At 32.0% G+C, this 24,801-nt stretch carries 18 protein-coding genes and 1 riboswitch; of the genes, 4 read left to right on the forward strand and 14 right to left on the reverse strand.

Going from position 1 to position 24,801, the window contains the following annotated elements; translation table 11 throughout:
* Positions 1 to 38 precede the first annotated feature (38 nt).
* The 8 genes from ACXGQT_RS08005 to ACXGQT_RS08040 form a co-directional block, all read right to left on the reverse strand.
* Positions 39 to 2,102: a PspC domain-containing protein gene (locus ACXGQT_RS08005; protein ID WP_457828079.1), complete on the reverse strand. Its 2,064-nt coding sequence runs from the start codon at positions 2,100 to 2,102 to the stop codon at positions 39 to 41.
* Positions 2,095 to 2,439, reverse strand: a complete 345-nt coding sequence (locus tag ACXGQT_RS08010) for a PadR family transcriptional regulator (protein WP_457828080.1) — start codon at positions 2,437 to 2,439, stop codon at positions 2,095 to 2,097. The genes ACXGQT_RS08005 and ACXGQT_RS08010 overlap by 8 nt, the downstream gene beginning before the upstream one ends.
* 46 nt (positions 2,440 to 2,485) lie before the next feature.
* Positions 2,486 to 2,923 carry a DUF4870 domain-containing protein gene (locus tag ACXGQT_RS08015; RefSeq protein ID WP_457828081.1) on the reverse strand — a complete coding sequence of 146 codons (438 nt, stop codon included), beginning with the start codon at positions 2,921 to 2,923 and terminating at the stop codon, positions 2,486 to 2,488.
* Positions 2,924 to 3,077: 154 nt separating this feature from the next.
* Entirely contained in the window at positions 3,078 to 3,794 is a 717-nt protein-coding gene (locus tag ACXGQT_RS08020; protein WP_457828082.1) for a 3-ketoacyl-ACP reductase, read from the reverse strand.
* A 130-nt stretch (positions 3,795 to 3,924) separates the two neighbouring features.
* A complete protein-coding gene (locus tag ACXGQT_RS08025; RefSeq protein WP_457828083.1) occupies positions 3,925 to 5,097 on the reverse strand; it encodes a trans-sulfuration enzyme family protein in 1,173 nt (390 codons plus the stop codon).
* Between the two features lie 103 nt (positions 5,098 to 5,200).
* The gene (thrA, locus tag ACXGQT_RS08030; protein ID WP_457828084.1) at positions 5,201 to 7,627 is read right to left on the reverse strand and encodes a bifunctional aspartate kinase/homoserine dehydrogenase I; all 2,427 of its coding nucleotides are present in this window, start codon (positions 7,625 to 7,627) and stop codon (positions 5,201 to 5,203) included.
* Between the two features lie 265 nt (positions 7,628 to 7,892).
* Positions 7,893 to 8,867 carry an alpha/beta fold hydrolase gene (locus ACXGQT_RS08035; protein WP_068824117.1) on the reverse strand — a complete coding sequence of 325 codons (975 nt, stop codon included), beginning with the start codon at positions 8,865 to 8,867 and terminating at the stop codon, positions 7,893 to 7,895.
* Between the two features lie 106 nt (positions 8,868 to 8,973).
* Positions 8,974 to 9,088, reverse strand: a riboswitch (SAM riboswitch).
* Positions 9,089 to 9,228: 140 nt separating this feature from the next.
* A complete protein-coding gene (locus ACXGQT_RS08040) occupies positions 9,229 to 10,503 on the reverse strand; it encodes an O-acetylhomoserine aminocarboxypropyltransferase/cysteine synthase family protein (RefSeq protein ID WP_457828085.1) in 1,275 nt (424 codons plus the stop codon).
* Positions 10,504 to 10,813: 310 nt separating this feature from the next.
* Here ACXGQT_RS08040 and metK point away from each other — a divergent pair, with 310 nt between their 5' ends.
* The 4 genes from metK (at position 10,814) to ACXGQT_RS08060 (ending at position 16,914) form a co-directional block, all read left to right on the forward strand.
* On the forward strand, positions 10,814 to 12,067 hold the full coding sequence (gene metK, locus ACXGQT_RS08045) for a methionine adenosyltransferase (RefSeq protein ID WP_457828086.1): 1,254 nt from the start codon (positions 10,814 to 10,816) through the stop codon (positions 12,065 to 12,067).
* A gap of 153 nt (positions 12,068 to 12,220) precedes the next feature.
* Positions 12,221 to 15,544 carry a proline dehydrogenase family protein gene (locus ACXGQT_RS08050; protein WP_457828087.1) on the forward strand — a complete coding sequence of 1,108 codons (3,324 nt, stop codon included), beginning with the start codon at positions 12,221 to 12,223 and terminating at the stop codon, positions 15,542 to 15,544.
* A 13-nt stretch (positions 15,545 to 15,557) separates the two neighbouring features.
* Entirely contained in the window at positions 15,558 to 16,271 is a 714-nt protein-coding gene (locus ACXGQT_RS08055) for a hypothetical protein (protein WP_457828088.1), read from the forward strand.
* 28 nt (positions 16,272 to 16,299) lie between these two features.
* Positions 16,300 to 16,914, forward strand: coding sequence for a deoxynucleoside kinase (locus tag ACXGQT_RS08060; protein WP_457828089.1), 615 nt, complete (start codon positions 16,300 to 16,302; stop codon positions 16,912 to 16,914).
* Positions 16,915 to 16,987: 73 nt separating this feature from the next.
* Here ACXGQT_RS08060 and glmM read toward each other — a convergent pair whose 3' ends face one another.
* From glmM to ACXGQT_RS08090, 6 genes are all read right to left on the reverse strand, one after another.
* Positions 16,988 to 18,382: a phosphoglucosamine mutase gene (glmM, locus tag ACXGQT_RS08065; protein ID WP_457828090.1), complete on the reverse strand. Its 1,395-nt coding sequence runs from the start codon at positions 18,380 to 18,382 to the stop codon at positions 16,988 to 16,990.
* Between the two features lie 105 nt (positions 18,383 to 18,487).
* Positions 18,488 to 20,416, reverse strand: coding sequence for a glucosamine-6-phosphate deaminase (nagB, locus tag ACXGQT_RS08070; protein WP_457828091.1), 1,929 nt, complete (start codon positions 20,414 to 20,416; stop codon positions 18,488 to 18,490).
* Positions 20,417 to 20,442: 26 nt separating this feature from the next.
* Positions 20,443 to 21,768 (reverse strand): sugar MFS transporter, encoded by a 1,326-nt coding sequence (locus ACXGQT_RS08075; protein WP_457828092.1) that lies wholly within the window; start codon positions 21,766 to 21,768, stop codon positions 20,443 to 20,445.
* Positions 21,769 to 21,784: 16 nt separating this feature from the next.
* On the reverse strand, positions 21,785 to 22,702 hold the full coding sequence (locus tag ACXGQT_RS08080; RefSeq protein ID WP_457828093.1) for an NAD-dependent epimerase/dehydratase family protein: 918 nt from the start codon (positions 22,700 to 22,702) through the stop codon (positions 21,785 to 21,787).
* Positions 22,695 to 23,801, reverse strand: coding sequence for a phosphotransferase enzyme family protein (locus tag ACXGQT_RS08085; RefSeq protein ID WP_457828094.1), 1,107 nt, complete (start codon positions 23,799 to 23,801; stop codon positions 22,695 to 22,697). Before ACXGQT_RS08085 ends, ACXGQT_RS08080 begins: the two co-directional genes overlap by 8 nt.
* Positions 23,792 to 24,703 carry a sugar phosphate nucleotidyltransferase gene (locus tag ACXGQT_RS08090; protein ID WP_457828095.1) on the reverse strand — a complete coding sequence of 304 codons (912 nt, stop codon included), beginning with the start codon at positions 24,701 to 24,703 and terminating at the stop codon, positions 23,792 to 23,794. Before ACXGQT_RS08090 ends, ACXGQT_RS08085 begins: the two co-directional genes overlap by 10 nt.
* Positions 24,704 to 24,801 lie beyond the last annotated feature (98 nt).

Consider the following 24,801-nt stretch of genomic DNA (forward strand, 5'->3'; position numbering starts at 1 on the left):
CATTTTCATGATGTTTTTTTGTTTTATTAGGTCTTTAATTATTTTAATAAAGCCAACGCTTCTGCTCTTATATTTTCATCTTCATCAGTATAAGCAACATGTCTTATATCAGTCTGGTTTGTTAACATTTTTAACGCAGCTAACCTTAATTTAAAATCACTATCAGTATAAGCAACATGTCTTATATCCGTCTGGTTTGTTAACATTTTTAACGCCGCTAACCTTAATTTAAAATCACTATCAGTGTAAGCAACATGTCTTATATCTGTCTGGTTTGTTAACATTTTTAATGCAGCCAACCTCACCTTACTATCTCTATCAGTATAAGCAACATGTCTTATAGAACTTTCATCCTTATTTTTTTGCACAACATTTACCCCTCCATTATTAATATTAATCTTAACATCTTTAGACTCTGCTCTAATTCCATTTTTATCAATTTTTAAACTCCCTTCATCACCATTAATTTCAATACCTTCTTCATCTATTTTTACTTTAGGAGTTTTTACCTCTACTTTAAAATCATCCCCACAATCTATGCATTCAACATCGTCTTTTAATATTTTTAAATAATGATTGGTTAACTTTCTATTTACTATTGAACCTCTAGCATGGTAATCCCAAGTATTTCTTTCGTTATAAACCAATGATTTCTTTGGTAAATAAAGAGTAATTTCTACTTCTTGTTCACAATATTTATTCTCTATACTTGTGGATAAAAAAGAATCTAGTATCAATTTATTATTTTCAAAAGCATAGTTATATGTTATCTTTTTAGCACGATTTAATGCTTGCTCATACCCACCTCCATCTGCTTTTTTCTCAATAACAATACTTGCAAAAGAATCACTAGTAGATTTTATTTTAAATCTTACATCCCTTCTATAAATATCCTTCGTTCCATTTTTATGAGTTACTATTTTAAAATTGTTATTCACATAAAATTGATTTCTATACAAATCATTTGAACGCATTTCTATCCATAAAGTATCATGTTCAGTAAGATTCAACTTATTTTTTTCTGTTACACTTTCAGAAAAAGAATGTTCACTAGCCTCTCTAACCCCCACAACTACTGCTCCTACTACAGAAAACAACCATACTGCTAACAAGGTTAATTTTGCAATTTTTCCTATCGATTTTAAATTGTTTACAAAAATCTTTAACCCTAAATAGAAAAAGAAAAACACAGGAACCCCAACAACAAAAAACACAAGTATAGCCCCTAACCAAATAGGTGTATTTGCAGCATTCATTACGTATAAAAACTCTACTCCTGGAATATTTAAAATATTTTTAAAACCTACAGAGATGAGCCCTAACACTAGAGCAATCAAAATAAATACTGAAAAAATAATGATAATTACTCCTAAAAATTTTGAAAATATTTTTACCATCAACATGATAAAATTAGCAATAGCATCAAAAAAGTTTTTTGATGTTTTTTTTACAGTACCCCCGTGTTTTTTAGCAGTATCTGAAACAGATTTAGACACATTTTTAGCTACTCCCGAAACCGTTTCAAAACTATCTTTTATTTGTTTTTCAATATTATTAATGTTTACCGGTTCTCCCGTCATCATAATTTTATCAGCTGTTGTTTTTGCTGCAGGTATTAATATCCAAAAAAGAATATAAATAACCACAAAGGTTCCAAATGATATCATAACAAGTAGTACCCAAAGCAAACGCATCCATATAGGATCTATTCCTAAATAATGAGCAAAACCAGATGATACTCCACTGATATATGAATTTTCTATATCTCTAAAAAGTTTTTTATTAGGGATTGATTTTTTAGAAGAATTAAAACTAGGTTCATCTTCAAAAATTTCGTCATCAACCAAATAATCTTCGGGTTGTCCCATAATAGTAATAACCTCTTCAACTTCTTTAAGACTTATAACTTGTCTTTCACTCTTTAGGCGTTCATTAAACAGCTCTGAAATTCTAGTTTCAATATCTGCTATAATTTCTTCATACCCTTCTGTATTGCTAAACGATTTTTTTATAGCCGTAAGATACCCTTGCAACTTTAAGTATGCATCTTCATCAATATGAAAAAACATACCGGCTAAATTTATATTAACAGTTTTATTCATCTTTTAGTGGTTTTGGGCTTGTTACTATATTAACTGCATTTTGCAGTTCGTTCCAAGTTGTGTTTAGTTCGTTTAAAAAAAGTTTACCTGTATCGGTTAAACCATAGTATTTTCTAGGTGGACCAGATAAAGATTCTTCCCACCTGTAATTTAAAAGGCCTGCATTTTTAAGTCTTGTTAATAAAGGATATATAGTTCCTTCTACCACAAGTAACTTAGCATCTTTTAAAGTGCTTAGAATTTCTGCCACATATGCATCTTCATCTTTTAAGACTGAGAGTATACAATATTCTAAAACACCTTTACGCATTTGTGCTTTTGTGTTTTCTATCTTCATTTTCTAAAACTTTTTTGTGTTAAAATACTACTACTCATTTTTTAAGTTATTTGATGAAATTTATGGTTAATGGATACTTAAAACTCATGCCATCCTTAGCTTTTAAACTTGCCATAATTACCAACACAAACTCAAATAAAAAACCTACAACTGCTACAACGCCTAAACCACCACCAATAAACATTAATGGAAATGCTTTATTAATATTAAAACTAAAGTGATGATATTCATTAAAATTAAAACCTTGAAAAAAATTAAAAAAGAAAAAAGGAATGGCAATGGTTCCTATTACAATGCCATACAACAACATACTGAGTTGAAAATTAACTGCCTGTTTACCATGATTGTCTATAAACTCTGATTTATCTTTATTTAAAAGCCATAAAATTAAAGGCCCTAAAAAATTACCTAAGGGAATTACAAACCTGCTAAAGCTTGAGAGATGTGTAAAGGCTGCAATGTTTTTATAATGATTGTTTATCATAACTTTTTCATAAAATTAGTAGTTTCTTATGCAAATATACATTTAAAAAAAGGTACTATGCAAAACAAAGTACTATAATTTTAAATAAAAAAAATTAAAACAAAAAAATCCCATCATTTTCATGATGGGATTTTGTACTATTATTTAAGACTTTCTAAGGGTTTGTTGACCAGATTCCTGCATCTTTAATAAAGACTCTTTTATTTAATTTTAATTGAGCTACAATCACCTCAGCAATATCTTCCGGCTGCATAACCGATGCAGGATTACCATCTGTTAATTTTAAATCAATTGCCATATCAGTAGCTACCGTACTAGGAGTTAAAGCCGTAACCCTGATATTATTTTTTCTAACTTCTTGCATTAAGGACTCTGTTAATCCTAAAACAGCAAATTTAGAAGCACTATATGCACTTGTAACCGCTGCTCCACGCAAACCTGCCGTTGATGAAATATTGATTATATCTCCCGAATTTCTTTCAATCATTTGAGGTAAAAAAGCTCGAGTTACATAATAAGTCCCCATTAAGTTTACCTGAATTATTTGTTCCCAATCCTTAATACTTAACTCTAAAAACTTACCAAACTTTCCAATCCCCGCGTTGTTGATTAGAATATCAATAGTATCAAACTTACTAAAAACAACTCCTGTTGCTTTATTCACTTCTTCTATATTGGCTACATCTGCAACAACTGTTACCGCTTTTACTCCCAAAGCAGTTACTTCTTTAGCAGTGGCTAACAAATCTTTTTCAGTTCTTGCCAACAATGCAATATTTACTCCTTCAGCAGCCAATGCTAAGGCAATTGCTTTTCCTATTCCTTTACCAGCTCCAGTAATAAGAGCGTTTTTTCCTTTTAAATCTATCATGGGGTTGTTATTAAAATTTACTCTTCTAAATTAAGCTCTCCTTTTTTAATGAAAAAAAATATTAAGAATAAAAACTAATATTTTTAAGCATAAAAAAACCGAGCTTTTCACAGACTCGGTTTCTATTATTTTATGCTTCTAAAGCTTGTTTAATGTCAGCAATAATATCATCTATATGCTCTAAACCTAAAGAACAACGCACCATTCCATCGGTAATTCCTACAGCTAATTTCACCTCAGCTTCTACCTTGGCATGAGTTGTACTTGCAGGATGCGTTACTATGGTTCTGGTATCTCCTAAATTAGCAGATAAAGAACACATTTTTATGTTGTCAAAAAATTTCCTTCCTCCTTCTACACCCCCTTCAACCTCAAAAGCAACAATACTACCTCCTTTTAACATTTGCTTTTTAGCAATTTCATATTGAGGATGAGATTTTAAGAAAGGATATTTTACCCATTTTACTTTAGGATGACTTTCTAAAAACTCTGCTAATTTTAATGCATTATCACAATGTCTGTCTGCTCTTACTGCTAAAGTTTCTAAAGACTTAGACAACACCCAAGCGTTGAATGGACTCATACAAGGCCCTGTTAAACGAGAGAACAAATAAATTTCCCTAATCAATTCTTTGTTACCTACAGTAATTCCTCCCATTACTCTACCTTGACCATCCATTAATTTAGTTGCAGAATGTATTACCAAATCTGCCCCAAACTTTATAGGCTGCTGTAAATAAGGCGTTGCAAAACAGTTGTCAATAATTAAAAGGATGCCATGTTTTTTGGCAATGCTACTCAACAATTCTAAGTCTAACACATCAACACCTGGGTTGGTTGGTGTTTCTGCATAAATAAACTTTGTTGTTGGCTGAATTAAACTTTCAATTTTATCAACATCTTTTACATCAAAATAAGAACAGTTGATATTCCATTTTGGAAAATATTTGGTAAACAAACCATGTGTTGCTCCAAAAACTGAACTACAAGAAACCACATGATCTCCTGCACTTAACAATGCTCCAAAAGTAGAAAAGATGGCTGCCATTCCACTTGAAAAAGCAAAACCAACTTCGGCACCTTCCATCAAACAAACTTTTTCTATAAATTCATTTGTGTTAGGATTGCTGTATCTACTATATAAATCTCTTTGTTTTTCTTCGGCAAAAGAAGCTCTCATTTCTTCGGCATCGTCAAAAACAAATCCAGATGTTAAATATAAGGGTACTGAATGCTCAGAAAACTGAGTAGTTTCTGATTGCGTTCTTACCGCTAGGGTTTCGAAGTTTTTTTTATTGCTCATTGCTTCGCTTAGTATTTAGTACAAAGTACTGAGTACTGAGTACATAGTTTTACATTCATTTAAACTAATTACTTTGTACCGACTACTCAGTACTAACTTGAATTTACAATTCAAGTTCTGTTAATCTCATAATATCTCCAAAGACACCACGAGCCGTTACATTTGCTCCAGCTCCAGCTCCTTGAATTACTACTGGTTGATCTCCATAAGATTCTGTATAAATTTCAAAAATAGAATCGGCTCCTTTTACTTGTCCTAAAGCAGAATCGCTAGGTACAGAAACTAATTTTACTTCTAAAATTCCTTTATCTGATGCCAAATCACCATGTAAATCACCTATATAACGCAATACGTGATTTGGTTCTTGTTTGTCTTTTATTTCTTGATAAATTGGATCTAACTCCTCCAATTTATTTAAAAAAGAAGCAGTATCACCATCTCTTAAATGTTCAGGAATTAAATTGTGAATTTGCACATCATCAAACTCATTTTGTAAATCTAATTCACGAGCTAAAATCAACAATTTACGTCCAACATCGTTTCCGTTTAAATCTTCTCTAGGATCTGGTTCTGTAAACCCTTGTTCAGCCGCTTCATTCAACACCTCACTAAATTTCACATTTTTAGCAGAGAAATTGTTAAACAAATAACTTAAAGTTCCAGAGAAAACCCCTTTAATTCTTGTGATATTTTCTCCTGATGCATGCATCAACTTAATGGTATCAATTAAAGGTAATCCTGCACCAACATTAGTTTCGTACAAGTATTGTTTTCTGTTTTGCATTAAAGCCAAACGCAACTCATTGTAAAAATCTAAAGACTTTGTGTTTCCAATTTTATTAGAAGAAACTAAGTTAAAACCGTTTTCTATTAAAGGAATATAATTCTCTGTCATTCCTGCACTTGCAGAATTATCAACAGCAATTAAGTTCCCTAAATGATGCTCTTTTGCATAATTTACAATAGCTTCAATTCCTTTATAAGGAACTCCACTTTCTTTTAAATCTTGTTTCCAAGATTCTTGAATTCCCTCAGCATTGAAATACACTTTTTTAGAATTTGCTACTGCAAAAACATTTAAATCAATTCCTTTACGCTTTAAGATATTCTCTTTGCTCTCTAAAATTTGTTTGATTAAAGTTCCTCCAACCAAACCAACACCAAACACTGCTACGTTTATTTTTTTGGCTATACCAAAAATTTCTCCATGCATTACGTTTACTGCTTTTCTTAATTCTTTATTGTCTATCACCAAACAAACATTATTACCCGTTACTGTATTATTAATCAACAACGGTTTGATATTATTATTAACCAACGCAGTATATGACGTATTAAAAGAACTTAATGAATTCCCCAAAATAGACACAACTGCTACTCCTCTTGTAATAGATATTCTATTGATATCATTACTTAAAAAATCTAAATTAAACTCGTTTCCTAAAGCATCTTTTGCCTTATGAGCATCTTTACCATTTACTACAAAACTAATTCCCCTTTCTGAAGAACCTTGAGAAATGATTCCCACACTAACATTTTCCTTTTGCAAAGCAGCAAACAAACGAGCATCAATCCCTACTTTTCCTAACAAACCTCTACCCTCTAAACTTACCAAAGCCATGTTTTCTTGCACAGAAATAGCTTTGATTCCGTTTTTAGAACTCGCTTCAGCATTGATTAAAGTCCCAGGACTTTCTGGCTCAAACGTATTTAAAATTCGCAAAGAAATATTCTTTTTTACCAAAGGAATAATTGCCTTAGCATCTAGTACATTATCTCCCAAGTTTGCCAATTCATTTGCCTCGTTAAAAGACAAGTGATTTATTTTTTGAGCATTAGAAACCAACGCAGGATTAGCGGTATAAATTCCACTAACAATGGTATAATTTTCTAACTCCTCCGCATTTAAATATCCTGCAATTAAAGAAGCTGAATAATTACTTCCATTATTCCCAATAGAAGTTGTTTCCCCCTCTAAACTAGCCCCAACAAAACCAGTTACTACTGGCACTACTGCTGATAAATCTATATTCTGAAAATACTTTTTGGTATTTTCTTCTGTAATTTCTTCTAATAAAGTAGCTTCTCCATAAACATTATCCGTTTTAAAAAGCTCTCTAGAATCTGTATATTGAGCATTCACCTTTTCGGATTTTAACAAAGCTGTAACTGTTTTACCAGCTAACAACTCACCATAAGCTAACACTAAATCTTTTATTTTAGGACTGTAATCACCTAATAAATTTACCCCTTCAAAAATCTTTTCTAGAAAAGAAAATTCTTGAGAAAAATCTACGGTAGAAAAAGGTGCTAATTGATTGTTTTTAAAAGTTTCAAAAGCAGTTTTATAATCTTCTCCTTTTTTAGCTTTTTCTAACAACTCAAACAAATCTTCGGTTGCAGTTCCTCTTGCAGAAACAACTACTACGATTTGTTCTTTGTTTTTTATTTTATTTAAAAGAATGGAAATAACACTTTTAATTCCTTCTCCATTTGCCAATGATTTTCCTCCAAATTTTAATACTTTCATTTTTTGAGGTTTATTTGTTAAATTGTTGATTTGTGTAATTGTTTATACACTACATCAATATTTTTATTTTGATCTTTATGCGTTTGTCTTTGAATTTATCTAACACCTAAACAGTTTATCAAATCAACTTTTTCACATCTGTTCTCGATACTTTTTAATTTCGTTTCTTCATTAAAAACTCGAACTCACATCTACTCTTTTACTTCTCGACCATACTTCGATAAACTCAGCACAGGCTATTCGAAGACCATATATTCTAAAATTCTTAAAACACACCTTTCAACAATTCTTTTAACTGCTCATCTTCTACCAAAAATCCATCGTGTCCATGGATAGAAGTGATTTCTTTATACAAAGCATTTGCTCCTATACTCTCTAAAACTTTTTGAGTTTCTCTATTCTCCTCAGGCACAAAAAAGAAATCTGAATCTATTCCTATTTGAATGACTTTTGCTTTGATGTTTTTAGCCACCTCTTCAAAAGTTCCTCTTTCTGCAGTAATATCTAAAGTACTTAGCAAATGATTTACCATTTGATAAGCCTTTAACTCAAACCTTTGTTCTAATTTATAACCATGATGCAACAACCAGCTTTCTACATTGGCAATTCCTAAAGCTTCGTTTTGTGTTCTATTAAACTTTTCTTTAAAAGATGCTGCTGTTCTATAAAACAACATTGCCATCATACGAGCATCGTGCACAGGTTTTTTAGAATTGGTTAAAATTTGCTCTTGCACTTTGTTATGAGCTAAAATCCAATCTGTAGCTTTCCAATCAGAAGCAATAGGAATAATATAATCTGCTAAATCTGGAAACAACACTGCCATTTCCCAAGCAATTCCACCTCCTAAAGAACCTGCTATAATAGCGTGTAATTTGCTAACTCCTAAATCTTGTAATAACAAACCAAACAACTGAGCTACATCTCTAACGGTAAAACTTTTGTAGTCATCTATTAAATTTTCTGGCTTATTGTCATATCCATTTCCAGGAATGTTTATAGAGATGATTGTATACTTATTAGTATCAACCAAATTCCCTTTAGACACAATTCCTTTCCACCAACCTGTATGCTCTCCTGCCACATCGGAATTCCCTGTAAGTGCATGATTTACTAATACTACAGGTGCTGAGTGCAATGGCTGACCAAAAACTTCGTAAGAAAGTTCTAAGTTAGGATAATGCACTCCTACCAAGGTAGTGTAATCTTTTAGTGTTCTATGTTGTAAACTTTTATTCAATGTCGTAAAATCATTTAAACTCAAATAACCTTCTACCCTAATCTAAATATAGAGTGAATTTGTGAATGTTGTTAAGTTATCGTGATTTTATAAGAGAATTGCTCCTGTGTTATCTATCTAACAAAACTGCTAGTAGAATGTAGCACCTTCATTTCTAACAAAACAGAAAAGGGTTGCTAAGGCTTCAACGGGTCTATTCCCTCTACCTTTCATGATAACTTACTTCAATACATAATGAGCTGTGGCAAAGATATAAAATAAATTGCGAAATAAAAGAAATGTATAAAAGACTTAAAAAAAGAAAAACCATCACTTTAAAGTGATGGTTTTATAGTCTTAAGATACAAACATTAAGTTACGTTTAAATTTTACTAAATGCTTGTGCAATATCTGCTTTTAAATCTTCTATATTTTCTAAACCAACAGACAAACGGATCAAATCTTGCGTTACTCCCGCTCCTGCTTGATCTGCCTCACTTAATTGCTGATGTGTTGTACTTGCCGGATGAATAATCAATGATTTTGTATCTCCAATATTTGCCAATAAAGAAAATATTTGAGTAGCATCCGTAAATTTCTTAGCTGCTTCATAACCTCCTTTTAAACCAAAAGTAACCAAACCGCTTTGTCCATTTGGCAAATATTTTCGTGCCAAATCATAATATTTACTAGATTTTAATCCTGGATAATTTACCCACGCAACCTCTTCTCTTTCTTCTAACCAAGTAGCCAACGCTAATGCACTTGCACTATGTTGTTTAATTCTTACTGGTAAAGTTTCTAAACCTTGAATAATATTAAAAGCATTTGTTGGGCTTAAAGCTCCTCCAAAATCACGCAATCCTTCTAAGATTAATTTAAAAGTGAAAGCCGCTGCACCTAATGCTTCATGATACACCAATCCATGATATCCCGCTGATGGCTCTGTAAATTCTGGGAATTTTCCGTTTGCCCAATTAAAAGTACCTGCATCAATAATAGCGCCTCCTAGAGAGTTTCCTTGTCCACCAATATATTTTGTTAACGAGTGTATTACCAAATTAGCTCCGTGCTTAATAGGATTTAACAACGCTGGTGATGCAACTGTATTGTCTACAATAAAAGGTACCTCAGCTACTTTTGCTTGTTCGGCAATAGCTTCTAAATCTAGCACATCTAATTTTGGATTTCCTAAAGACTCTACAAAAAATGCTCTTGTATTATCTTGTACAGCAGCTTTAAACTCTTCTGGGTTTGATGCATCAACAAAAGTAGTTGTAATCCCTAACCTAGGTAAGGTAACATTTAATAGGTTATAAGTTCCTCCATATAAACTACTAGATGCCACAATATGATCTCCTGATTTTAACAAAGTCATTAATCCTGTTGCAATAGCAGAAGTTCCTGATGCAAAAACAACAGCACCTATTCCTCCTTCTACCGCTGCCAAACGGTCTTGTAAAATTTGATTGGTTGGATTATTTAATCTTGTATAAATAAAACCTAATTCTTTTAACCCAAATAAGTTTGCAGCATGCTCCGTATTATTAAACACATAAGAAGAGGTTTGGTAAATAGGTACCGCTCTTGTTCCTTGTGTTTGGGTTGTATCATGTCCTGCATGTAATGCAGAAGTCTCTAGTCTTTGACCATCCATAACAATTTCTTTTTTAATAATTTCTAATTACGTAACTAACAAATATATAAAACCCTTTTACAAGTCTATAATCTACACACATCAAATCATCTTATAAAAATTCAAAAAAAAGAAAGACAATTTTAACAACTCCTATTCCATTTCTTTTTTATAATTTTGTCGCCACAAAAAGGGGAAAGATTTGAACTGATTGCCACCTCTTTTACAATTATTATTGTAAGAAATAAAGAGCTAAAGCAGTAATTATCTACTTCTTTAGCCGACCAAGGCATTCAGCATAATAAATATTAAATATAAAACACAAATAGATATGTCATATTTATTTACCTCTGAATCCGTTTCAGAAGGACACCCAGATAAGATTGCAGATCAAATTTCTGATGCATTAATTGATCACTTTTTGGCTTATGATCCAGATTCTAAAGTAGCTTGTGAAACTTTAGTAACTACTGGTCAAGTAGTATTGGCTGGAGAAGTAAAATCAAAAGCATATTTAGATGTGCAGCAAATTGCCAGAGACACCATCAACAAAATTGGATACACAAAAGGTGAATATCAATTTGATGGAAATTCTTGTGGAGTATTATCTGCTATCCATGAACAATCTCAAGACATCAACCAAGGAGTTGATAGAGCGAGTAAAGAAGAGCAAGGTGCAGGTGACCAAGGAATGATGTTTGGTTACGCAACTAACGAAACAGAAAACTATATGCCTTTGGCTTTAGAAATTTCTCATCGTTTGTTAAAAGAATTAGCAGCTTTACGTAGAGAAATGAAAGACATTACTTATTTACGTCCTGATGCAAAAGCACAAGTAACATTACAATATTCTGATGATAACAAGCCAGAGCGTATTGATGCTATTGTAGTCTCTACGCAACATGATGATTTTGATGAAGATGAAGCTATGTTAGCCAAAATAAAATCAGACATCATTAATATTTTAATCCCTAGAGTTAAAGCTAGTTTTGATGCAGATACACAAGCTTTATTTGGTGATGATATCAAGTTCCACATCAACCCAACAGGTAAGTTTGTGATTGGAGGACCTCATGGAGATGCTGGTTTAACTGGTCGTAAAATTATTGTTGATACTTACGGTGGAAAAGGAGCTCACGGTGGAGGTGCATTTTCTGGAAAAGACCCTAGTAAGGTAGACCGTTCTGCTGCTTATGCAACTCGTCATATTGCTAAAAACTTGGTTGCTGCTGAAGTAGCTTCTGAAATTTTAGTTCAAGTTTCTTATGCTATTGGAGTTGTTGAACCTATGGGGATTTTTGTAAACACTTACGGAACTAGTAAAGTTGATTTAACAGATGGACAAATTGCAGAAATAGTTTCTTCTATTTTTGACATGAGACCATTTGCTATTGAAAACAGATTAAAATTGCGTAACCCAATTTATACCGAAACTGCAGCTTACGGACACATGGGACGTACTCCAGAAGTAAAAACTGTGGTTTTTGAATCTCCTTATGAAGGAAAAAAAGAAATTGAAGTTGAAACCTTTACTTGGGAAAAACTAGATTATGTTGATGAAGTAAAAAAAGCTTTTAAACTATAGTTTACATCCATAAAACATATTAAAGCCTGCTATATCATAGCAGGCTTTTTATTTTGTTATATTTTCTCTATAGTTACACAAAATTGAGCATAAATTTTCTTAAGTTGTTCTTCGTCAACAAAAAATTATTCAATAATTAGTAATATGCAACCTATGAAAACAAATACTCCAGAAATATTACAGTTAGCAGAAAAATTACAAACAAAACAAACAAACCATGCAGACAATCCTTTTGCAGATCGGTTAAAAACTATTATTGAAGTTCCAGAATCTAAACATTTCCTAATTCAAATGATGGATGTTGCCTTCCGATCAAAAAACTACAAAAAAGTTGCAAACCATGTAATTCATTTATTAAAAACCCATAAAAACTATCAAGCTCTTTTCACGCCCGTAGAAAACCTTTTATTAAAGGCTTTTACTGTAGTTGGTAAAATTACTCCTACTTTTAGCGTATCAATTATGCTTAAAAAAATTCAAGCTACTTCTAGTGATGTTGTCTTTTTTATCAATAGTAAAAAATTTAAAAAACATGCTCAAAAAAGAAAAGAACAAAACATTACCTTAAATGTAAATCTTATTGGTGAAGCACTTATTGGTGAAGATGAGGCACAAAAAAGAATACTAGGATACTTAGCTTTGCTTAATAGAAAAGATGTAAACTATATTTCTATTAAAATCTCTACCATATTTTCTCAAATTTCTTCTTTAGCTCATGATGATACCGTTGAAAAACTATCCACTAGACTATCTATGTTCTACGATGAGATTTTAAAAATTGAAAAAGAAACAGGAATTCAGAAATTCGTGAATTTAGACATGGAGGAATACAAAGATTTAGAAATTACTTTTGATGTTTTTATCAAAACCTTGTCTTTGCCCGAATATAAAAATATTAGAGCAGGAATTGTATTACAAGCCTATATTCCAGAAATGATTCATTACTACAGAAAACTGTACAAATGGGCTAACGAAAGAGTAAACAACGGAGGCTCATCGGTAAAAGTAAGATTGGTAAAAGGGGCTAATATGGAAATGGAAATGACAGAATCTTCTATTGAAGACTGGCCTTTGGCAACTTATAGCACCAAACCAGAAACTGATGCCAATTACAAAAAAATATTATCAGAAATGTTAACACCTCAATCTGCAAGAGTGGTAAATGTAGGAGTTGCATCTCATAATATTTTTGATATTTCATATGCCTTACAATTGGTAAAAGAAAATCAATTAGAAGACTGTGTTGATTTTGAAATGTTAGAAGGAATGGCCAACCAAACAGTAGATAATTTATTAGCAGAAAAAGTAAACCTTTTACTATACACCCCTACTGTTAAAGAAAACCAATACAACGCTGCCATTGCTTACTTAGTTAGAAGACTTGATGAAGGTACTCAAGACGGAAACTTTTTAAAAGAAGGGTATAATCTAGAAATTGGATCGGAAAAGTGGAACTCTTTAAAAGAAGAGTTTTTAAAATCTATTTCTCTAATGGAAAACCTAAACACTGTTGCCAACAGAAAACAAGATAGATACAAAGACGATAGTCCTAAAATTATGCAAGGTTTTCACAATGTTCCTAATACAGATTGGAATTTACCTCAAAACATCGCTTGGGCTCAAAAAATAAGAGAAGATTGGAAAACTCCAGAAAACATTATAGGAACAACCATTCCTGTTGTTGGAGATTTAGACAATAATGAAAGGTACGACATAAAAGTAAATAACTGGTCGGGAACCCCACCATGGAGTTATGAAATGGCTATTAAAGAAGATTATCAAAAAGCTATTGACAGCACAACAGAATGGCAAAATTATTCTGTAGAACAAAGAGCTCACCTGCTAAAAAAAGCTGCCATAGAAATTGAAAAAAACAGGGCTGATTTAATTGGTGTTGCCGTAGCAGAATTAGGTAAAACCGTAAAAGAAGTAGATGTAGAAGTTTCTGAAGCCATTGACTTTGCCAATTTTTATGCAGAAAGCAGTTTAGAAATAGCCAAAGAATTTACAAGTGATGACCAAGGAATCAACTTAGTATTATCTCCATGGAACTTCCCTATTGCCATTCCTATTGGAGGAGCTTTAGCTTCTTTAGCTGCAGGAAAAAAAGTAATATTAAAACCATCAACCAACGCTTCTGCTTGTGCTTATTTAACTTGTAAATGTTTATGGGCTGCAGGAATTCCAAAAGATGCCTTATACTTTTTACCTTGTGAGGAATCTATTCTTGATGATTTTTTAAGCACTGGAAACATTTTTGATGCCGTTATTTTAACTGGTGGTACAGAAACTGCTCATTTCTTATTAGAAAGAAATCCTCAATTAAACCTATATGCAGAAACCGGTGGAAAAAACAGTACCATTGTAACTAGTTTGGCAGATAAAGAACAAGCTGCCATTAATATTGTACAATCTGCTTTTGGAAATGCTGGTCAAAAATGCTCTGCTACTTCTTTGCTCATTTTAACCGAAGATGTTTTTAATGATCAAGAATTTAAAACTCTTTTAAAAGATGCTGCCAAAAGTAAAGTTTTTGGTAACCCATGGGATTTTGCTACAGAAATTGGTCCTTTGGCCGTACCTATATCAGAAAAAATAAAACATGTTATTCAAAACACTCCAGACAATCAATGGTTGGTAAAACCAAGATTGAATGGAAATCACATGTTATCTCCTGGAATTATATGGGATGTAACCACAGATGATTATTCATATCAAAATGAGTTGTTTGGCCCTATTTTGTCTGTATTAAAAGCCACCGATTTAAAAGATGCAGTAAAAATTGCTAACAATGTTGATTATGGTTTAACTGCCGGAATAGAATCTTTAGATGACAATGAAATTGAATATTGGAACAACAATATAGAAGCTGGAAACAAATACGTTAACCGATCTACCACAGGGGCTATTGTACAAAGACAACCTTTTGGTGGAATTAAAGCTTCTTGTTTTGGTTTTGGAATGAAAGCTGGAGGAATTAATTACGTTTTACAATTTACCAACATCAAATCTAAAACCACCGATTGGAAAAAAGATTATCAAAAATGGTATGATGAATTGTTTGTAAAAAAAATAGACTATGTAAACTTACGTGGACAATATAATATTTGTAGTTACATTCCTTATAAAGAAATTTTATTGCTATATGATGTTCACACACCTCAAAAACACATAGACAAAGTAGAATACATTGCAAAACTATTAAACATTCCATTAATTAAAGACACCTGTGGAAATGCCTTAAAACATTATCCTAAAGATTTTACCTGTGTAAGAGCATTAGGAGTGTTATCAGATCATTTCTTAATAAGATGTCATCAAAACGCAATTCCGGTTTATGACAAAGAACCTAGAAATAGTGGTCGTATGGAATTGTTAAATTATTTAATAGAACAAAGTTATTCTCACAACTACCATAGATACGGTAATTTAATGGGGGTTGAATACAACGCAAACGAAAAACCTAAAGTATATTAGTTTATATTTGAATATGAAACTTTTTATATTCACATTTTTTTGTTGCTTAAACTGCTTTTGTCAAAATATATTAACTACAAAAGTAGATCAGTTTATAGGAGTAGATATTTATGAAAATTACTACTATCTAAAAAATGATGCTTTACACAAAAGCAGTTTAAACAACGATTATAAAAATATAGAATTTGGAACTCCTGATGTTGTTGACATTAGCAATCCATTACAAGTTTTACTTTTGTATAAGTTTTTTAATAAAGTAGTTTTATTAGACAACCAACTAAGTTTTATTACACAATTTGAAGTTCCTATTGGTACAGAACTTATTGCCAATGCTAGCAAAGACAAAATTTGGTTATATGACAACATAAACATGATGTTGAAACTTTACAATTTTAAGACCCAAAAAACAGAAATTACTTCAATTCCCTTTAAAGAAAATATTATAGACTTAAAAGGAAATTTAAATCAAGCATTGGTGCTTAACAAGCAAAACCAATTGATTAAATTTAACTTTTTAGCAAGAAAAGAAGCCGTTATTAATATAGAGAATATTATTTTACCCTTATCTCTCATCAATAATTATGTTCTCAAAGACGGAGGACTATATCAAAAAAACAATAAAATACTTTCTACTCTTAACAAAATTGAATCATTTGAGGTAATTAATAACAAAGTGTATTTTTTAAAGGAGAACAACATCTGCATACTTTCTATTCCCAAAAATTAACTATTTTTAGAGTTCAAACAAAAATCCTATGCACATAGCAATTGCCGGTAATATTGGAGCAGGTAAAACTACCTTAACAGAACTTTTAGCCAAACATTATAAATGGGATGCACATTTTGAAAGTGTTGAAGACAATCCGTATTTAGATGATTTTTATAACGAAATGGAACGTTGGTCTTTTAACCTACAAGTCTATTTTTTAAACACTCGTTTTGAACAAATTTTAAAAATTCAAAAAAGTGGTAAAAACATCATTCAGGATAGAACCATTTATGAAGATGCTAAAATTTTTGCTCCCAACTTACATGCTATGGGACTCTTAACAAACAGAGATTTTACTAACTACAGTAAACTTTTTGAACTAATGGAAAATTTGGTGACTCCTCCTGATTTATTGGTTTATTTAAGAGCAGATATAAAAACTTTAGTAGGACAAATTCACAAAAGAGGTCGTGAATATGAAAGCACCATAAATATTGATTATTTAAGTCGTTTAAATGAGAGATATGAAGCTTGGATTTCTACTTACAGCAAAGGAAAAAAATTAATCATAGACATTGACAACCTAGATTATGTTAGCAACCCCGAAGATTTAGGAAAAATTATTGATGCTATTGATGCACAAATACACGGGCTTTTTTAACTCTTAAAAACTAAAAAACACCTCTATCAAAAAAAGATAGAAGTGTTTTTACTCAAGGGGTAAGGTAAGTAAATTATATTTTAGCTATTTCTTTTATTTCATTTACAGCCCTTAAAGCCAAAGCATCTGCTTTTTCTTGTGAGCCACTTTCTGTATAAATTCTAATGATTGGTTCTGTGTTAGATTTACGCAAGTGTAACCACTCATCAGCAAAATCAACTTTTACTCCGTCTATGGTATTCACTTCCTCATTCTTATATTTTTCTGCCATTTGTTCTAAAATAGCATCTACATCTAACGTTGGAGTTAACTGAATTTTATTTTTACTCATGTAATACTCTGGATAAGAATCCCTCAACTCTTTACAAGATTTTCCACTTTTTGCTAAATGAGATAAAAACAAAGCAACTCCTACCAATGAATCTCTACCATAATGAGAAGCAGGAAAAATAATTCCACCATTTCCTTCACCACCAATCACCGTGTTGGTTTCTTTCATGGTAGTAACCACGTTTACTTCACCTACTGCACTTGCTGTGTAAGTTCCTCCGTGTTTTACCGTTACATCTCTCAATGCTCTTGATGAGGATAAGTTAGAAACCGTGTTTCCTCCTCCTAATTGCCCCAGTACATAATCTGCACAAGCTACCAAGGTATATTCTTCTCCAAACATAGAACCATCTTCGCTAATTAAAGCCAATCTATCTACATCTGGATCTACTACAATTCCAAAATCTGCTTTTTCTTTAACTACCAAAGCAGCAATATCTCCTAAATGTTCTTTTAAAGGCTCTGGGTTGTGAGGGAATTGTCCGTTTGGTTCACAGTAAAGTTTTACACACTCTACTCCTAACTTTTCTAGCAAAGCTGGAATAAAAATCCCTCCTGTTGAGTTTACAGCATCTAACACTACTTTAAATCCTGCTTTTTTAATGGCATCAACATCTACCAACTCTAAGTTTAAAACTTCTTGAACGTGTTTTTCTACATAAGAATTGTTTTCTGTATAGGTTCCTAAGTCATCAACCTCAGCAAAAGCATAAGCATCTTTTTCAGCAAAGTCTAAAATTTCTTTTCCATCGGCACCATTTAAAAACTCACCTTTTTCATTCAATAATTTTAAAGCATTCCACTGTTTTGGATTGTGTGATGCTGTTAAAATAATTCCTCCATGTGCTTTTTCTAAAGGCACTGCTACTTCTACAGTTGGTGTGGTAGACAAACCTAAATCAATCACATTAATTCCCAATCCTATTAAAGTATTAGTCACCAAGCTGCTAATCATGGCTCCAGAAACACGAGCATCTCTACCAACAACTACATTGATTTCTTTTGAGTCTTTATTTCTTGCTTTGATCCAAGTTCCATAAGCAGCTGCAAACTTTACTGCATCTAATGGGGTTAAATTATCACCTACACTTCCTCCAATGGTTCCGCGTATTCCTGATATTGATTTGATTAATGACATATTTTATTTTTTTAAATCTTAGATGGGCTACTAGACTATAAAGTAGCCCAAATAAGAAACCTAATAAAACTCAATTTTTCATAAAAAATTGAAAAAACTCCTTTTTTAGTATTCCCACTTAACAAAAGCTTCCATAGCTGCATAAGTAGCCAAACCTAATTTTTGGTACAACTTAGCTGTTTCACTATTTCTATCTTCTGCTCTTTGCCAGAATTCTCTACTATCCGTTCCTTGGAATACAACACCATCTTTTTGAGATTGATGCTTGAAAATTCCATATCTTTTTTCTAATACTTGATCTGGGCTCATAGGTACTGCCATTTCAATTTCATCTACTCCCCACTCTTGCCATGCACCTCTGTACAACCACAACCAACAATCTTTCATAAAATCTTTAGACTTTAATCTTTTCATTGATTCAAAAATAGCATCCAAACAAACTTTATGTGTTCCGTGTGGATCTGCTAAATCTCCCGCTGCGTATACTTGATGAGGCTTAATTTCTTCAATCAATTTCATGGTTAACTGAATATCTGCTTCTCCAATTGGATTTTTTTGAATGGTACCTGTTTCATAAAAAGGCAGATTCATAAAATGAATTTGGTGATCTTTTAATCCTACAAAATGACTTGTTGCACGAGCTTCCCCTTTTCTAATAATTCCTTTTATATATCTTACCTCAGGAATATCAACCTCACTATTCTTTTTTTCTTTTAAGAAGGTTTTAGATTTTTTATAAATGGTCTCTGCCTCTTCACTATTAATTCCAAATTGAGCGTTATAATCCGTTACAAAATTGGCAAAACGCAAAGCTTCATCATCAGCAACTGCAATATTTCCAGATGTTTGATAAGCTACATGTACATCATGACCTTGATCTACCAATCTCTTAAAAGTTCCTCCCATACTAATGATATCATCATCTGGGTGTGGACTAAAAATTAAGACTCTTTTTCTTGATGGCTCAGCTCTTTCTGGTCTTCTGCTATCATCTGCATTAGGTTTTCCTCCTGGCCAACCTGTAATAGTATTTTGTAAGTTGTTAAATATTTTGATATTGATATCATAAGAATTTCCAAACTCTGCCAACAAATCACTCATTCCATTTTCAATATAATCAGCATCTGTTAGCATTAAAATAGGCTTATTTAACTCTAAAGCCAATCCCACTACTGCTTTTTTGGTTAACTGCTCATTCCATTCTACTTTTTCAACCAACCAAGGAGTTTTTACTCTTGTTAACCTTGATGAAGCTTCTCTATCAACCACAAAACTTACATTGTTATGCTCTTGTAAAAAAGAGGCAGGTACTTGGTTTGTTACTGTACCTTCTACTGCTTTGTTTATAATTTCTGATTTTCCTTCTCCCCAAGCCAAAAGCACTACTTTTTTAGCTTCCATTATTTTTTTTACCCCTAAAGTTATTGCTGTTTTAGGTGTATTACTTAATCCTCCAAAATCCTTACTTGCAGCCAAACGAGTTGAGTGATCTAAAGCCACCAATCTTGTTTTTGAGTTTTGTAAAGACCCTGATTCGTTAAAACCAATATGTCCATTAGATCCAATTCCTAATAACTGTAAATCTATACCTCCTAATTTTTCAATTTTAGATTCGTATGCTGCACAATATTCTTGAATTTTATCTTTATTTAAAGATCCATCAGGTACATGACAATTAGCTTTATCTATGTCTACATGATCAAACAATGCTTCATTCATAAAACGTCTGTAACTATTTACAGAGTTTTCATCCATTGGGTAATATTCATCCAAATTAAAGGTTACCACATTTTTAAAACTTAAACCTTCATTTTTGTGCATTTTTACCAACTCGGCATATACATCTCTAGGAGAAGAACCTGTTGCCAAACCTAGCACACAAGTTTCTCCTTTGGCTTGTTTATTCTTAATTTGTTTGGCTATTTTTTGCGCTACAGCTATTGATCCTTTTTTAGCATTTTCAAAAATACTAGTATTTATGTTTTCAAATCTACGTTCAAAACCAGTCGCTTTATCTATACTACTTTTAATCATTTTTTCTAACTTTTAATATTCTATTTTTATTTTTTTGACCAACTTTTATATTTATGTCCCCACAATGCAAAAAACAAGATAATTGCATAACAAGGAATTAAAATCCAATAACTATTTGTTGCAGACATGGCTGTTGCATCCACTTCACTTAAACCCTCTTTTAATAAATCTAACTTGCTAGCATCTACAATTCTACCATACAATGGCGGAATAATTGCTCCTCCAGAAATTGCCATTACCAACAATGCTGAAGCTGTTTTAGTGAACTTCCCTAAACCATCTAAACTCAATGGCCATATTGCTGGCCACACCAATGCATTAGAAATTCCCAAGGCTGCTACAAAAAATACTGAGGTAAGACCAGATGTATTTAGAATTAAAAAACTAAAGACTATACCTAACACAGCACTTGCTTTTAATGCTGTATTTTGACTGATAAATTTTGGAATTAAAACCGCTCCAACCCCATAAGTAACTACCATACATAACAAGGTTAACGTGGTAAAAAACTTAGCTTTTGCTGCTGATATTCCTAATGATATTCCGTAAGCAATAATAGTATCACCTGCAATTACCTCTGCCCCTACATATACAAAAAGAGCTAATACTCCTAACCACAAGTGTGGAAATTGAAAAATACTTGTTTTGCTTGTTTTTTCTGAATCACCTTCCTCCTCTTCAGAAGCTGCCTCTACATTTGGCAAGGGAGCTTTTCTAATTAACACTGCAAAAAGAACCAATACTACAGCCATTACTATATAAGGAGTAACTACACTACCTGCCATAGTACTCAATAAAGTTTCCTTTTCGGAAGCAGATACCGTACTTAATTTTTCATTTACATCATCTATTCCAGACAACAACAATGCTCCAAAAACAATAGAACCTACTGCTCCAGCAACCTTATTACAAATTCCCATAATAGCAATACGCTTTGCTGCACTTTCTATAGGTCCTAAAATGGTGATGTATGGATTTGCTGCTGTTTGTAACAATGTCATCCCTGCTCCTTGTAAGAAAATAGCCAACAAAAACATCCAATAAGTTCTTGCTTCGGCAGCAGGAATAAAAACCAAAGCACCAATAGCCATGATAAATAACCCTAAAGAAATTCCTTTTTTATACCCAATTTTCTCCAATACGTATGAAGAGGGTAATGCCATTACCACAAAAGATATATAAGAGGCCGTGGCCACCAAATAAGATTCTGATGCTGATAACTCATTAATGGTTTTCATAAAAGGAATTAATGCTCCATTAATCCAAGTAACAAAACCAAAAATGGAAAATAACCCTGCAATAATTGCAATAGGTACTAAGTTGCTTTTTTGTGTACTTTCTACTGATGACATATATTAAAATTTAGGTTTATACTATTGTTTTATAATAGGCTATGGTTTCTTCTAAAGCTTGATCAATGGTAAATTGAGGTTTAAACCCTAATTTTTGAAATTTTGATGGATCTGCTTTAGAATGTTTTATATCCCCTGGTCTTTCATCTAAAAATATAATTTCAGATTTAGAATTGGTTATTTTAATTATTTTTTGAGCCAACTCTATAATAGAGGTACTATAACCTAAGGCTACATTATAAACATCATTACCATTTGTAGCTGCAAAAATATTTGCCTGAACCACATCTTTTACATAAATAAAATCTCTTGATTGTTCTCCATCTCCAAAAACCGTAATTGATTCATTTTTTAACGCTTTATAAATAAAAATAGGAACAGCTGCTGCATAGGCAGAGTTTGGATTTTGTCTTGGACCAAATACATTAAAATATCTTAATGATGTGGTGGGTACATTCCATTGATTCTGATACATTTTTAAGTAAAACTCTCCATCTAACTTGGTTACAGAGTATGGAGTCATGGGTTCTGGAATCATGCTTTCTACTTTTGGCAACACAGGATTATCTCCATAATTTGCTGCAGAACTAGACAAGACTACTTTACAATTTGGTGTTTCTTTAGCAGCCTCTAAAACATTTAAAGTTCCAATGGCATTAATTTCTACACACTCATCAATTTTTAATAAAGACTCTGGAACACTTACTAAAGCAGCTAAATGAAAAACGGCACTAGCTCCTTTAATTACTTTTTTTAGTAATTCTTTATCTCTAATATCTCCTTCTACAAATTCAACATCAAAAGGAGCAATGTTTTGTTTAAACCCGGTTCTTAAACTATCTACTACTACAACTTTATGACCTTGCTTACTTAAATATTCTGCAATGTGACCTCCAATAAAACCAGCTCCGCCTGTAATTACATATTTATTCATGATCTTTCCCTTCTATAATTGTTGACTGTTGTATTTGTTTTGAAAAAGAATCTATTAATTTAAACTGATTTTTAGCTCTTACAAAATTGTGTTCTTTATATTCTGTTTTGTAATAAATATCGTTATTTAAATAATCGGTTAAAAACCTTAACCCCATAATAAACATCATTGTTTTGGCCGACAATGGTAAATATTTAATTTCTATAGGTGTTAACACACTTTCCATTTGAGCCAAAAAACCATCTTTATAAGCATTATAAAACTGAATATTAAATTCAACTTTAGTCAAATCTTTTTCATCTTCGGCAGCCGTATTACAAGTTGTTCTAATTGCATCTCCAAAATCATAGTGTACTATACCAGGCATCACAGTATCGGTGTCAATCATACACAAACCTTTGTTATTTTTATCAAACAAGGTATTTGATATTTTGGTATCGTTGTGGGTAACCCTTATTGGAATTTCTCCACTTTCTTTTAAAGTTTGTAGAATATGCATTTCATCCTTTAGCTCTGCTATTTTAGCAATACACTCTTTAGCTTTTATGATACGTTTTTCATTTGCATTTTCTATTGCTTTGCTAAATTGCTCATAACGAAAAGACATATCGTGAAAATTGGGAATGACATCAATTAATTTTGAAGCATCAAAATCACTTGTTAAGTTTAAAAACTCCCCTAGCAATCTACCTCCTTCAAACGCTATTGTTGAATTTGGAACCAAATCGTAGGTAATACTATCATCAATATAAACCATCATATTCCAAAAGTTTCCATCTTCATCTTTATAATAATAACGACTACTTTCTACACACTTTTTAAACTTTACCGTTTTTTTATTTCGCTCTTGTTTAGACAGATGCTTTAGTTTACCAAGAATATGCTTGCTCACTAAAACTTTGTTATTTATTAATCCTGGAACATCCTTAAATACTCCATGGTTAATTTTTTGCAAAACATAATGTGGTGGTTTTTTAGCTTTTATAAAATAAGTATCATTAATGTGTCCTGAAGAAAACTCAGCATAAGATTCTAGCTCAGATTTCTTTTTAAACTTGTTAAAAATACTTTTGATATATGTTGTTTTATCTAAGCCCATAAGTCAATAGGATAAACATGATTATCTTTTAACTTTTTAATTTCACCTTGAGCCATAGCTTTGTCTTCTCCATAAGTTACTCCAAACCATTTTGCTCCAGACTCCAACACTTTTACAGATGCTTGACCAGATTTTAAAATTTCATTTACAATGGTTGGCAAAAAGAATTCTGCTTTTAAATTTTCTGTATTATCAGCTAAAAACTGCTCAAACAACTGACTTCCAAATTCAAAACACTTAGGTGTAAACCCCCAAAAGTTCATTGAAACTACCGTATTTTCATTAATTGGAATCATTTCTCCGTTATCGTTTTCTCTCTTTAGCTCTCCATTAATAGTTTCAATTCTAGTTCTTTCTACTACATCAGTTAAATAACCATTTTCTCCTACACTACATTCTCCTCTAGAAACATAACCATGTTCTGAAACAGTGTTTTTCAACAAATAAGCAATGGTGCTAAAATCATAAGAAGTTTTATCTGTTTCTTTTAAAGTTTTAGCCATCATTTGAAAAGCTTCTCTACCGTAAAAATCATCAGCATTAATAATGGCAAAATTTTCGGTAACCACATCTTTAGTCATTAACAAAGCATGACCTGTTCCCCATGGTTTTGTTCTTTCTGGATTAACATACTTCTGGGGCACTGCATCTAATTCTTGATACACGTAATCTACTTGAGCTTTACCTTCTAATTTTTTATCAAAAATTTCTTTAAACTCTTTTTCAAAACTTTTTCTAATAATGAATACAAATTTTTCAAATCCAGCTTGCAAAGCATCATAAATAGAAAAATCTATAATGGTATCTCCTTGGGGCGAAAAAGTATCAATCTGTTTTAATCCTCCGTAACGACTTCCCATTCCAGCCGCTAACACTACTAAAGTTGGTTTGTTTTCACTCATTATAAACATTTTTAAGGGGGTAAAAATCAGTAATTTAAAAAATCACTATTTGGGTATTTATTATTTTTATACGGCTAAAGTATAGAATGAAAACCATA

This window comes from Wenyingzhuangia sp. IMCC45467 (assembly GCF_054111205.1).

Coding starts and splice junctions, on each gene's coding strand:
- ACXGQT_RS08050 (WP_457828087.1), top strand. CDS start 12,221: ATGAAAACAAATACTCCAGAAATATTACAGTTAGCAGAAAAATTACAA.
- ACXGQT_RS08040 (WP_457828085.1), bottom strand. CDS start 10,503: ATGGATGGTCAAAGACTAGAGACTTCTGCATTACATGCAGGACATGAT.
- ACXGQT_RS08060 (WP_457828089.1), top strand. CDS start 16,300: ATGCACATAGCAATTGCCGGTAATATTGGAGCAGGTAAAACTACCTTA.
- ACXGQT_RS08055 (WP_457828088.1), top strand. CDS start 15,558: ATGAAACTTTTTATATTCACATTTTTTTGTTGCTTAAACTGCTTTTGT.
- glmM (WP_457828090.1), bottom strand. CDS start 18,382: ATGTCATTAATCAAATCAATATCAGGAATACGCGGAACCATTGGAGGA.
- ACXGQT_RS08005 (WP_457828079.1), bottom strand. CDS start 2,102: ATGAATAAAACTGTTAATATAAATTTAGCCGGTATGTTTTTTCATATT.
- nagB (WP_457828091.1), bottom strand. CDS start 20,416: ATGATTAAAAGTAGTATAGATAAAGCGACTGGTTTTGAACGTAGATTT.
- ACXGQT_RS08085 (WP_457828094.1), bottom strand. CDS start 23,801: ATGGGCTTAGATAAAACAACATATATCAAAAGTATTTTTAACAAGTTT.
- ACXGQT_RS08025 (WP_457828083.1), bottom strand. CDS start 5,097: ATGAGCAATAAAAAAAACTTCGAAACCCTAGCGGTAAGAACGCAATCA.
- ACXGQT_RS08010 (WP_457828080.1), bottom strand. CDS start 2,439: ATGAAGATAGAAAACACAAAAGCACAAATGCGTAAAGGTGTTTTAGAA.
- ACXGQT_RS08090 (WP_457828095.1), bottom strand. CDS start 24,703: ATGAGTGAAAACAAACCAACTTTAGTAGTGTTAGCGGCTGGAATGGGA.
- metK (WP_457828086.1), top strand. CDS start 10,814: ATGTCATATTTATTTACCTCTGAATCCGTTTCAGAAGGACACCCAGAT.
- thrA (WP_457828084.1), bottom strand. CDS start 7,627: ATGAAAGTATTAAAATTTGGAGGAAAATCATTGGCAAATGGAGAAGGA.
- ACXGQT_RS08015 (WP_457828081.1), bottom strand. CDS start 2,923: ATGATAAACAATCATTATAAAAACATTGCAGCCTTTACACATCTCTCA.
- ACXGQT_RS08075 (WP_457828092.1), bottom strand. CDS start 21,768: ATGTCATCAGTAGAAAGTACACAAAAAAGCAACTTAGTACCTATTGCA.
- ACXGQT_RS08080 (WP_457828093.1), bottom strand. CDS start 22,702: ATGAATAAATATGTAATTACAGGCGGAGCTGGTTTTATTGGAGGTCAC.
- ACXGQT_RS08020 (WP_457828082.1), bottom strand. CDS start 3,794: ATGATAGATTTAAAAGGAAAAAACGCTCTTATTACTGGAGCTGGTAAA.